General features: G+C 68.1%; 5 protein-coding genes. All 5 read right to left on the bottom strand.

Annotation, left to right across the window (positions count from 1 at the left end):
- Window positions 1-1,320 (bottom strand): condensation domain-containing protein (locus ABDB81_RS13950; protein ID WP_346811671.1); only part of this gene is annotated, 1,320 nt, incomplete at its 3' end.
- An 18-nt stretch (window positions 1,321-1,338) separates the two neighbouring features.
- The gene (locus ABDB81_RS13945) at window positions 1,339-5,898 is read right to left on the bottom strand and encodes an SDR family NAD(P)-dependent oxidoreductase (RefSeq protein WP_346811669.1); all 4,560 of its coding nucleotides are present in this window, start codon (window positions 5,896-5,898) and stop codon (window positions 1,339-1,341) included.
- Complete coding sequence (locus ABDB81_RS13940) at window positions 5,898-11,168, bottom strand: amino acid adenylation domain-containing protein (RefSeq protein WP_346811667.1); 5,271 nt, start codon at window positions 11,166-11,168, stop codon at window positions 5,898-5,900. Before ABDB81_RS13940 ends, ABDB81_RS13945 begins: the two co-directional genes overlap by 1 nt.
- Before the next feature lie 58 nt (window positions 11,169-11,226).
- A complete protein-coding gene (locus ABDB81_RS13935) occupies window positions 11,227-12,210 on the bottom strand; it encodes a TauD/TfdA family dioxygenase (protein ID WP_346811665.1) in 984 nt (327 codons plus the stop codon).
- Window positions 12,211-12,293: 83 nt separating this feature from the next.
- A complete protein-coding gene (locus ABDB81_RS13930) occupies window positions 12,294-13,061 on the bottom strand; it encodes an alpha/beta fold hydrolase (protein ID WP_346811663.1) in 768 nt (255 codons plus the stop codon).
- Window positions 13,062-13,065: the final 4 nt, after the last annotated feature.

Genomic DNA, 13,065 nt, shown 5'->3' with positions numbered 1-13,065 from the left:
GTAGCGCAGCGTCAGTTGCAGCGTGCCGTCGTCGTGTTCGATGGACTCCAGCATCAGTTCGAACTGGGCATTGCCATGCGGCAGGTCGATGCGCGAAACGGCCAGGCGGGGCCAGCCGGACAACGCGCTGTCATCGCGCCGCACGTGGTTGAACATCGCCTGAAACAGCGGATGGTGGCCGGGCGTGCGTTCCGGCTGCAACGCCTCCACCAGTTGCTCGAACGGCAGGTCCTGGTTTGCCTGGGCGTCGAGCGCTGCGGCGTGGATGTGGTGCAGCACCTGCCCCAGCGTCACGCGCGCGGCCATGCGCGATTGCAGCACCACCGTGTTGATGAAGAAGCCCACGACACCAGCGGTTTCCGCGCGATTGCGGTTGGCAAACGGCACGCCGGTCCGGATCACCGGCAGATCGGCGTAACGGTGCAGCAGCGCGTGAAAGGCAGCGAGCAGCACCGAGAACAACGTGCTGTCGGCCGCCTGCGCGCGCTGGCGCAACTGGGCCAGCAGCGCGGGCGGCACAGCAAAGACATGCGCCGCAGCGTGATAGCCCGCCGATGCCAGACGGGGCCGGTCCGTCTGCAGCGACAGCACCGGATGCGCATCGCCAAGCTGCGTGCGCCAGTAACCGAGTTGACGCGCCTGTTCGCCGTCCTTGAGCCAGTCACGCTGCCACGCGGCGAAATCGGCATAGTCGATGCCGGGCGGCGGCAGTGCCTCGACACGCCCGGCCACGTGAGCGCGATAGGCGCGCGACAGATCCGCCAGGATCACCTGCGTCGAGACGGCGTCCGACACGATGTGGTGCATCACCACCACCAGCTCGGCATCGTTGGCCGCGCGCTGGCACAGCGCCACACGCATGAGCGGGCCACGCTCCAGATCGAACGGCGTATCGCACAGGCGACGGATGGCGCCGTGCGATGCCGCATGGTCCACCACTTCCAGCACGATGTCAGCGGTGGGCTGCACGCATTGTTCGGCCTCGCCAGCTTCATTGGTGCGAAACACCGTGCGCAGTGCCGCGTGCCGCCCCACGAGCACCGCCAGGGCATGCCGCAGGGCAGACACGTCGAGCGTGCCCTGCAGCCGCAAGCCGCCGCAGAGATGATAGGCGGTGCTGGCGGGATCGATCTTCGACAGCACCCACAGCCGTTGCTGCGCAAACGACAACCGTGCCGGGCCATCGGACGCGCGCCGCACGATACGGTCGGTGGCCGCCTGCGTAGCGGCGCCAGCGGCAGCCCCCCCGCGCAGGCGCTGGCGCAGCAGGGCCAGTTGCGCCGGATTGAGGCTGGCGCGGCGAGCAGAAATATCTTGCATCGAACGATTTCGCTAGGGTCAGACGGGGAGCGTGGCGGCGGTGTCCGGGGTGTCGTCCTGCGCGATCTGTTCGATCAGCAGCAGTTCCACCAGCACCGCAAGCGCCTCCACCGTGGGGGTCTTGAAGAAGTCGACGGGTCGCACGGAGACGCCCCAGGCCGCACGCACGCGGGCCAGCAACTGGATGGCCAGCAGGGAATCGCCGCCCAGTTCGAACAGGTTGTCGTGGATACCTACGGGCGCCACACCCACCAGTTCGCCGAACAGCGCCGCCAGCCCCTGCGACAGATCGTCCTCCGCCGCCACGTATGGCACGCCGAGTGCCGGGCGCGGATGCTGCGGCCGGCTGGAGCGGCTGGCGCCGAGGGTGTCGAGCGTGTCGAACATCGCGAGATCGACGCCGCGCAGACGCTGCGTCAGATCGGTGGTGACGACAAGCACCTGCGCACGAGGCGGACCGGACAGCACGCGTTCCAGCGCGGCACCGCCCTGTACTGCCGGGATGCCGACGCCTTCGGGAAGCGCCATGGCCGCCGCCATGCCCACATCGCGCCAGCCGTCCCAGTTGACGGCGATGACAGGAAACGACGCGTCGCGCAGTGCCGCCGTGGCGCGCGCATCGAGCCAGGCATTGGCCGCGGCATAGTCGGCGCGGCCAATGCCACCGGCGATGCTCGCCAGCGACGAACACAGCAATACGAAGTCGGGCTGCTGGCCTTGCAGCGCGGCCAGCAGGTGACGCGCGCCGTCAACCTTTGGCGCCAGCACCCGCGCGGACTGTTCCGCGTTCCACTGCGAAAGGTACGCGTCGGCGGACGCGCCAGCGGCGTGGATCACGCCATGCAGCGTGCCGAACATCTGCCGTGCTTCGGACACCGCGACTCGCATGGCCGTGGCGTCCGTCACATCGGCGGTCAGCGTCATGACCTCGGCGCCGAGCGATGCGAGGGACTGCAGTGCGGCCAGCCGCTCGCGCAGCGCCTGTGGCTGGGAGGCATCGGCGATGCGCGCGGCCCAGTCCGTACGCGGCGGCAATGCCGAGCGCTGCAGCAACACAAGGCGCGCCTGCCAGTGCTCGGCAAGATAACGCGCAAGCGTCAGGCCCACACCGCCAAGCCCACCCGTGATCAGGTACGTCCCGCCCTTCCGCAGACACACCGGGGAATCCGGCGCATGGCGCAGCGCTTCGTAGCCGCGCACCCAACGATGCGGCCCGCGATAGGCGCTCATCGGCAACGGCTCGGCATCGTGCAGCGCGTCGCAAAGCTGCGTGACGAGGCGCGTTTCGGCGAAGCTGCCGGACGCGGGCACCTCGATATCGACGACGCCGCACACCACGTCCTGCAGTTCCTGCGGCATCACCAACGCGGGGCCGAGCAGCAGCGCACGGTCCGGATCGAGGGGCTCGGTGCCCGTGACATCGGCCAGTCCCTGCGTGACGATCTGCAGGACGAGCCGGCCCGGTGCACGGGATGCCGGCGCTGCCTCGATGGCACGCGCAAGGGCGACGAGGCTCGTCATGCCATGGGCGCTATCGAGCGTCCACAAACAGCAAATCCGCGCAATTGCGCCCACCTCGCGGCCAATCGCGCGCAACGCATCGGCCAGTGCCTCGGCATCGGCGGGCGGCGCGACGTGGTGGTGAGCGTCCAGTCGGGCGTAGGTGGCACCCGCCGCGATGCTCGCCACGGTGCCCATACCGGCCAGCCGCTGCAGCACACGATCATCGACACTGCCTGACCCGCCCAGCACCACTGTGCAGCCTTCCTGTGCCGAGGATGCAGCGGGCAACGTCACGCGCTGCCAGGTGGGCACGTGGAACCAGTCATCGATTCCGCACGGACCGGACGCGATCCCGGGCGCCTTGTCCGCCACGGCGGGGGCGTCGACCCAGAACGATCGATGCTCGAACGGATAGCCGGGCAGCGGAATACGGCGGCGTGCCGGACCGATCCGCTCGGCAAGTGCCACATCGATATCGACGCCGGCAGTCCACAGTTGCCCAAGGCAGCGCAGGTGCTGCAGCGCCTGCAGGTCTTCGCGCCGGGCATGGGGCAGCGTGGAGAGCGCCATGCGCCCTTCTGCCAGCGGATGACGCTTGACCAGCGACGTCAGCGTATCGCCAGGACCCACTTCGAGCGCAATGCAATCGGCCCGTTCCAGCAGACGCCCCAGCCCCGCCGCGAAGCGCACCGTGCCGCGCAGATGCTCTGCCCAGTAGCGCGGATCGCATGCCTGCGCGGCGGTGATCCAGTCGCCGGTCACGTTGGACACATAGGGAATCGACGGCGCGCGCAACGTCAGGCGGCCCACGACGGCCTCGAATTCCGCGATCACCGGATCGAGCAGCGCAGAGTGAAACGCGTGCGAGACATGCAGGCGCCGGACTACCGCACCCTGCGCCAGCAATGCCTGTTCAGCCTTGCCGATAGCGTCCACGGTGCCGGCCAGCACACACAGTTCCGGCGCATTGACCGCTGCCAGATCGCAGCCGGCCTCGATCCACGGTGTCAATGCGCTTTCCGGGAGACCCACGGCCAGCATCGCGCCGGGTGGCGTCGACTGCATCAGGCGGCCACGTGCGGCCACCAGCGCCAGTGCGTCGTCGAGCGTGAAGACGCCCGCCAGGCACGCGGCAACGTACTCGCCAATGCTATGCCCGATCATTGCGGCGGGCTGGACGCCCCACGACATCCACAGTTTCGCCAGGGCGTACTCGATGACGAACAGCGCGGGCTGCGTCAGCGCGGTACGCGACAGTTCCGCGCCTGCCTTTGCGCTGGCGTCGGGGCTGGCGCTCGTGTCTTCCGGCCAGATCCATTGCCGCAGATCGGTGCCGAGCGGCTCGCGCAGGCGCTCGCAGCATGCATCCACCGTCGAACGGAATAGCGGCGCTGTGTCGTACAGCGCGCGAGCCATGCCCACGTGTTGCGCCCCTTGCCCCGGGAACAGGAAGGCGACCGAAGGCGGTTCATCGGCAGCCGCGCCGCTGACGAGGTGTGTCGCGCTGCGCGCGTGCAGCGCCTGCGCCGCCTGCGCCAGATCGCTGGCGATCACCACGGCGCGATGGGCAAACGGCTTGCGGCCCATCGCGAGCGTGTGGGCTACATCGGCAAGCTGCAGGTCCGGCTGGTGGTCAAGGTGATGCGCCAGCGCGTGGGTGGCATTCGCCAGTGCGGATTCGCTGCGCGCCGACAGCAGCAGCAGTTGGGCGCCTTCACTCGGCGTGCCGGCAGGACGCAGTGCCGGTGCTTCCTCCAGCACGGCGTGCGCGTTCGTGCCGCCCATGCCGAACGAACTCACGCCCGCGCGGCGCGGCACCGGGCCGGCGCTCCAGTGCGTGGCGCGCGTGTTGACGAAGAAAGGACCGGACGCGAAATCGATGCCCGGATTCGGTGTCTCGAAATGCAGGCTCGGCGGCAAGGTGCGATGGCGCAGCGCCATCACGGCCTTGATAAGGCCCGCCACGCCAGCCGCCGCATCGAGATGGCCGATATTGGTCTTGACCGAGCCAATGGCACAGAAGCCGCGCCGCTGCGTGCCTTCGCGGAACGCCTGGGTCAGTGCCGCGATTTCGATGGGATCGCCAAGCGTGGTGCCCGTGCCATGCGCTTCGACGTAGCCAATGGAGTCAGGCGAGACATCGGCCAGCATCTGGGCCAGCCCGATGGCATCGGCCTGCCCCGCGACGCTCGGCGCGGTATAGCCCACCTTGTTGGCGCCATCGTTGTTGAGCGCCGTGGCCTTGATGATGGCGTGGATCGTGTCGCCATCGTCCAGCGCCTGTTCCAGCCGCTTCAATGCCACGACACCGGCACCGCTGCCCAGTACCGTGCCATCGGCGCGTGCATCGAACGCCCGGCAATGCCCGTCCGAGGACAGGATCGCGCCTGCCTGATAAGCATAGCCCTGCGCTTGCAGCAGGTTCAGCCAGACCCCTCCGGCCAGTGCCATATCGCATTCGCGCGCCAGCAGCGCCTGGCATGCCTGATGCACGGCCACAAGCGACGTCGAGCACGCCGTCTGCACCGTCAGCGCCGGACCGCGCAGATTCAGCTTGTACGCCACGCGCGTGCTCAGGGCATCGCTGGCGTTGCCATTCATGAGTCCGATCAGTTCGGCAATGCCGGCATCCGTACCAAGCGCGCGCTGCGGCAGCAGATGCTTCATGAGATACAGGTTCGCGCCGGCGCCGGCATAGACGCCCACGGCCGCCTGCAACCGCGCCACGTCATAGCCCGCGTGCTCCATCGCATGCCATGCGCACTCCAGGAAAATGCGCTGCTGCGGATCGAGATACTGGGCCTCGCGCGGCGCGTAGCCGAAGAACGCCGCGTCGAAGCGGTCGAACCCTTCGAAGCGGACACCAGCCTTGACGTAGGCGGGGTCGGCGATTCGCTCGGGTGGCACACCGGCTGCCGCAAGTTCCGCGTCGGAAAGCGTCGACACCGACTCGACACCGTTGCAGATATTGCGCCAGAACGCGTCCACGTCCGGCGCATCGGGGAACCGGCCCGCCATGCCCACGATGGCAATCTCGATCCCGGTCAGATGGGTGGGCGTTTCGTACACCGGCATCAGTTCACTCCCGCCTCGGTACGGCCCCGGCGTAGGCGCGCGGCCCGCTGGTCCTGCGCCCGTTGGCGCGTGTCCACCACGGGCGCTGTCGTGCCGGCTTCCAGGTGGCGCCGCAAGGCGTCGATGGTTGGATACTGGAAGAGATCCACCAGCGGCACCCTGGTCGTCAGCCGTTCTTCCATCAGCCGGTGTACGCGGATCAGCAGCAGCGAGTGACCGCCGATATCGAAGAAGTTGTCTTGCTGGCCGACGCGCTCCAGGTGCAGCACCTCGGCCCAGATTGCGGCCAGCGCCTGCGCCAGTTCCCCAACCGGCGCTTCGAACGCGCGCGGACTTGCGGCTTCGGGCGCGGGCAGCGCCTTGCGGTCGATCTTGCCGTTGGCGTTGAGCGGCATACGCGCCAGCATCATCACGAGCGACGGCACCATGTAGTCCGGCAGCGTCTGCGCCAGGGCGGACTTGATGGCAGCCGCATCACCGGTATCCGATGCATCGGCCTGGACGTATGCCACCAGGCGGTGCCCGGCGCCGGTATCCTGCGCCACCACCACGGCCTCGCGCACGGTGGGCAGCGCCAGCAGTGCCGCTTCCACCTCGCCCAGTTCGATGCGGAAGCCACGGATCTTGACCTGATGGTCGATGCGGCCCAGGTATTCGATCTGGCCATCGGCACGCCAGCGCACGAGGTCACCCGTGCGATACAGGCGCCCACCGCTGTCATCCAGCGGATCGGCAACAAATCGCTCGGCCGTCAGGCCCGGCCGGTTCCAGTAGCCACGCGCCAGACTCAAGCCACCGAGGTGAAGCTCGCCGGCCACGCCCTGCGGCACGGGACGCAGCGCGGCATCGAGCACCCACGCCTGCGTGTTGCCAACGGGCTTGCCGATGGGCACGGTCAACGCGCCATCGTCGTGGCAGTCCCAGTACGTGACCTCGATGGCCGCTTCGGTCGGACCATACAGGTTCAGGAGCGTGGCCTGCGGAAATGCCTGCAGCACGCGCGCCTGGAGATCGGCCGGCAGCGCTTCGCCGCTGCACACGATGCGGCGGATGCGCTGGCACGCGGCGGTGGCACCGTGCGCCATGAACGCCTGCAGCATCGACGGCACGAAGTGGATCGTCGTCACGCGATGCAGGTCGATCAGCGCCACGAGCCGGGCCGGATCGCGATGCTCGCCCGGTCCCGCCAAGGCCAGCGTGGCGCCAGCCGTCAGCGGCCAGAAGAACTCCCAGAACGAGATATCGAAGCTGTACGGGGTCTTCTGCAGCACGGTGTCCGTGCCATCCAGCGGTTGATGCTGCTGGCCCCAGGCCAGCCGGTTGCATAGCGCGCGATGCCGGTTGCCGGCACCCTTCGGACGCCCCGTCGAGCCCGATGTGTAGATCAGGTAGACGAGGTTTTCGCCATGCACCGCGATGTCGGGATTGTGTGCAGGCTCGGCGGACAGCGCCGCTGACAAGCCATCCACGTCAATGACCTGCAGGCCATCGACCACCGGCAGACGCTCCCGCAAATGCGCCTGCGTCAGCACCAGTGCCACGGCACTGTCGTCCAGCATATAGGCCACGCGGTCGGCGGGATGGTCGGGATCGATGGGCACATAGGCGCCGCCCGCTTTCATCACGGCCAGCAGGCTGACCACGAGTTCGACGGAGCGCTCCATGGCGATGCCGACGCGGGTCTCGACACCCACACCGTGGCGGCGCAGGTGGTGCGCAAGCTGGTTGGCACGGGCGTTCAGTTCGGCGTAGCTCAACACGGCATCGCCGAAGCGCAGCGCCACGGCCTGCGGCAATCGCTGCACCTGCAGTTCGAACCAGCGATGCACGGTGTCGGGCGACAGGCGCGCGGCGGCGTCGCCGTGGCTCCATTGGGCCAGCGTTTCCTGCTCCACGGCACCGAGCAATGCGGTATCGCCAACGGTGGTGTCCGGCTGGCGGGCCAGCGTGTCGAGCACGCGCAGATAGTGTTCGGCAAAGCGCGCCATGGTGGCGGCTTCGAACACTTCGCGCGCATAGACCAGGCGCAGCGCCGCCGAGCCGTCGCGGTTCTCGCGAATCTCGACGGACAGTTCGAACTGCGCCGCAGTCCCCGGCAGCGCGGCACCGCTCGCCACCAGTCCCGTGATTGCCGAGAAGCGGCTGAAATCCTCGTGCTGGTGGTTGAACAGCACCTGGAACAGCGGCGCGTGGCTGAGGCTGCGTTCCGGCTGCAATGCCTCCACCAGTTGCTCGAAAGGCAAGTCCTGATTGGCCTGCGCGCCGAGTGCAGCCTGCCGTGCGGTGGCCAGCACTGTACCCAGCGGCGTACGGTCATCGAGCACGTTGCGCAGCACCACCGTATTCACGAACAGGCCGATCACCCCCTGCGCAGCGGCGTGATGGCGATTGGCGACGGGCACGCCGACGCGGATATCGGTCTGGCCGGTGTGCCGATGCAACAGTGCCTGCAATGCGGCAAGCATCGCCATGAATGGCGTGGCCTCGCGGGCGGCTGCCGTGGCACGCAGCGCGGTCAGCAGCGACGATGGCAGCGCCATGTCGTAGGTGGCAGCGCGGTATCGCGCCACGGCATCGCGCGGATGATCGACGGGCAGCGCCAGCACGGGATGCGTATCGCCAAGCTGTTCGCGCCAGTAGGCCAGTTGCCGATCCCGCTCGCCGCCCGCGAGCCACTGCGTCTGCCATGCCGCGAAATCGGCGTACTGGCGCGGCGCGGGCAGGTTGTTGTCATTGGTAAGTGCCGCGCGATAGTGCTGCGCGAGTTCGTCGATCCAGATACCCATCGACGTGCCATCGGACACGATGTGGTGCATCACCACCACCAGTTGATGGCGGTCCTCGGCCAGCCGGATCAGCGCGACACGCCACAGCGGACCGGTGGCGAGATCGAACGGCTGGTCGGCCAGATCGCGGGCTGCGGCAGATGCGCTAGTGGCCTGCTGTGCGGCAGACAGACCGGAGACATCGTTGATGGCCAACGGCACCGGCTGATGGGGGCGCACCGTGGCAATGGGTTCGCCCTGCGCATTGGCGACGAAGACGGTTCGCAACACCGCATGACGCCCGACCAGTGCGTCGACCCCGCGCCGCAGGGCGTCGGCATCGAGCGCGCCTTGCAGCGTCAGCACGCCGGCCACGTGGTACGCCGTGCTCGTCGGTTCAAGATGCCAGAGGAACCATTGCCGCTGCTGCGCATACGAGAGCGATGCCACACCGCTATCGGGCAACGGTGCAATGGCCGCAACCGCAGCGTTGCCCGCCGCGATCACGCGTTTCAGCGCCGCGACGGCATCGCGCAGACGCGGATGCTCGAACAGCACGGACACCGGGAACGTCACGTTCCAGCGTGCCGTCACGGCAGCCGCAACCCGCGCCGCCGCCAGCGAATTGCCGCCCTGCAGGAAGAAATGCGCGTCAGCCGGCAGCGGTTCGCCGGACTTGCGATCCAGCACGTCGTCCCAGATGGCGGCGAGTTCCGCCACCAAGGGGTCCGACGTGTCGAGCGGCACCGCCTGCGGCACCACGGAAGCCGCCGCCTCGCCAATGAGTTCGATCCGGCCCTGCTCGACGATCGCATAGGCATCGAGCGTGCGCGTCTGCCAGCCCTGCCGGCACGCGCTGCGCTGCAGCTTGCCGCTCGACGTCTTGGGCAGCGCGCCCGGATTGAGCAATACCACCACGGACAGCGGTTCGCCGCAGGCTTCGCTGACGGCTGCGCTCAGCGCTTCCACCAGCGATTGCGGCGGCACGAGCTTGCGCGTGCTGCGCGAGACCTCCGCAGCCAGGCCAATGCCCTCCCGCCCGTCGACCTGCACCGCGAAGGCTGCCACGCGCCCCTTGCGCACCACATCGACCTCGGCTTCGACTGCCCGCTCCAGATCCTGCGGATAGAGGTTGTGGCCGCGCACGATGATGAGATCCTTGACGCGCCCGCTCACATACAGGTGCCCTTCGTGCACGAAGCCCAGATCGCCGGTGCGCAGCCAGCGTGCGCCATCGTGTTCTACAAACGCCTCGGCCGTGGCAGCCGGATTGCCCCAGTACCCTGCCCCGATGCTCGGGCCGCTGGCCCAGATCTCGCCGATCACGCCATCGGCGGCAGGCTGCAGCGTGGCAGGCGCGACGATGCGAACCGTGTGATCGGCCGTGACCGTGCCGCAGCCAACAAGCGCGGTGCCAGCCTCGCTCGATCGCGCGGTGCCGCTGGCAAGTGCCTGTGCGTCGAACGTCTGCACCGGCATGCCCGCGCCGCGCTGGACGCCCGTCACAAACAGCGTGGCTTCGGCAAGTCCGTAGCACGGGTAGATGCTGTCGGCGCGGAATCCCACCGGGCCGAAGCGCTCGGCAAATGCCTGCATGGTGTCCGCGCGCACCGGCTCCGCGCCCGTATAGGCCACGCGCCAGCACGACAGGTCGAGCCTGGCGAGCTGCGCATCCTTGACCCGGTCCAGGCACAGTCGATAGGCAAAGTCCGGACCGCCGCTCAGCGTGGCACGGTGGTGCGAGATCATCTCCAGCCAGCGGATCGGCCGCTCCAGGAAGAACTGCGGCGACGTCAGCACGCATGGAATCCCGCTATAGAACGGCTGCAGCAGGCCGCCAATCAGGCCCATGTCGTGATACAGCGGCGCCCAGACCGCGAACTTGTCTGCCGGTCCGATGCCGAGTCCTGCGCGAATCGCACGCTCGTTGGCGATCAGGTTGCCATGCGTCACCATCACGCCCTTGGGCGCCGAGGTGGAACCCGAGGTGTACTGCAGGAAGGCCACATCGGTGAGCGCGGGGGTGCATGGTGCCCAGTGGCCGGCTTGCGCTGCATCGATGTCGTCGACCTCGATCACCGCGACCGCAGCGCCGATGGCAGCCCCCACGTCGGCGCCGAGCCCGGCCGTGGTCAGCACGAAGCGGGCTTCGGCATCGGCCGCGATGCCGGTCAGGCGCTCCAGTTGCTGCTGGCGTGCCGCGTCCGGCGCGAACACGGGCACGGCCACGGTGCCGGCGTAGAAGCACGCAAACATCGCCACGGCATAGTGGTCGTCGTTGTCGAGCATGACCAGCGCGCGTTCGCCGCGCGCGCCACGCTGCTGCAGGACGGCGGCCAGCGCCCGCACGCGTGCGGCAAAGGCGTGATACGTCCAGGACGATTCCGCCAGCCCCGTGCCATCGTCGCCGACGGTCACTAGTGCAATGTCATCGGGGCGATGCGTGGCGAGTGCCTCAAGATGGCTGACAAAGTCCACCGGTTCCTGCCAAGTCTGTGTGTTCATCTCTGCTTCCATCGTCCGCTGTGCGGTGGTCACGGGGTTGGCGCGCGGCCGGGGGTCATCACTTGCCGAGGTTGCCGTGCGGCTCGGCCATGGCCACCACCACCTTGCGCGGTCCCTTGAACGGCGCACGGGCGTGAGCCGCCAGCATGTTGTCGAGCATCAGCACATCGCCGGATTCCCAGCGGAACGACACGGTTTCCGCGTCGAGCACGGCGCGCACCTCGTCAAAGATCGCATCGGAGATCGGTGAGCCATCCGCGAAATACGTGTTGCGCGGCAGGTTGTCCTCGCCGAGCAGTTCTTCCAGCGATTCGCGCACTTCGGGTTGCAGGTTCGACACGTGAAACAGGTGCGCCTGGTTGAACCAGACCATTTCGCCGGTCACGGGATGCCGCTCCACGGCCTGGCAAAGCTGCGTGGTACGCAGGTCGCCATCGTCCTTCCATTCCCACCGGATATCGGCCCGCTTGCAGAACGCTTCCACTTCGGCGCGGTTTTCGGTGTTGAACACCTTCTGCCATGGCACATCGAACTCGCCGTAGTTGCGCACGTAGAGCACGCCAGGCGCGAAGCGTTCGCGCAGCGCATCGGGCATGCGGCGGTAAATGGCGCGGCTGTCGGCAATCGGTGTCTCGCCGCCTTCGGGCGACGCCGTGACGCAGTGAAACCAGATCTTCATCGGCCATTCGCGCGTGTACGCCTGCTCGTTGTGCAGGGGGATGTGCTGGTGCGCGGGGTATTCCGTGGACGTGTAGATGCCGGCGCCGGCTGCGTCCACGGCGCTGCGCGGCGTCGACGCGAACTCGTACTTGAGCAGCGGATGGCCAAACGATGCGGCGAACTTCTGGAACACATCGACGGATGGCACATCGAATCCACGCAGCAGCACGCCGCCTGCGCGCTGCACGGCTTCATCGATGGCGGCACGGTGCTGGGCGAGTCCATCGAGCAGCGGCTGGCCCGGCGCATCGGGCACGATCAGCACGGGCAGTTCGGAGCCAACGGGCGCCCGGCGTTCCAGGCGGTTCATGGTTTCGTTCATGCAGACTCCTTGATGGCAGTCCCGCGCGGCGGCATGATCGCCGGGCACGGGCGGCGCGAATGCATTGGAAGTGACGCCTGGGATCAGGCGGCAACGTGCGCGCTATCGTTGGTATCGTCGGCATCGGCGGCATCGGCGGCGCCTGCGCGCAGGCTCTGTGCGAGCCGCCGCTGCACCGTGTCCAGTACCTCGGCCTCCTGATGGCGCACGAAGAAATGATTGCCGTCGAACCAGTCGAGCGTGAAGGTGCCCTGGCCTTCCTCCTGCCAGGCGCCGATGCGTTCCGCCGTGATCGGGTCCTGGCGGCCAGCCAGCACATGCAACGGCATCGGCAGCGCGGCAGGCGTGGTGTGACGGAAGCTCTCGCAGATCCGGTAGTCCGCGCCCAGCACATCGAGCGTGATGCGCAGCAGTTCGGGGCTGTCGAAGACCTCATCGGGCGTGCCGCCCTGCCGCCGCAGATCCTCGATCAGACCGGCATCGTCGTCCTTGCAGGCAAAGCGCTCGGCGTCGCGCTGCGAGGGGGCCGGACTGCCCGACAGCAGCAATGCCAGCGGCAAGGGCTTGCCCTGCGCCTGCAACCGGCGTGTGATGCCATACGCGAGCAGCGCGCCCATGCTGTGGCCGAACAGCGCGTACTTTCCTTGCAGATGCGGCGCCTGCTCGTCACATAGCTGCGCCGCGAGCGAATCGAAGTCCTGGCAGAAGTCCTCGGCAAGCCGTCCGCCGCGCCCGGGCAATTCGACGGGCAGCACGTGTACCCACGCGGGCAGCGTGCGGCGCCAGCGCAGGTACATCGTTGCACTGGCCCCGGCGCAGGGCAGACACAGCAGTGTGACCGGATCGTGCATACCG

Origin of the sequence: Cupriavidus sp. DL-D2 (genome assembly GCF_039710735.1) — a bacterium.
In the GTDB taxonomy this organism is placed as follows: Bacteria; Pseudomonadota; Gammaproteobacteria; order Burkholderiales; family Burkholderiaceae; genus Cupriavidus.
The sequence above is the reverse complement of the archived record's forward strand: the minus strand, read 5'-3'. Positions and strand labels throughout refer to the sequence as shown.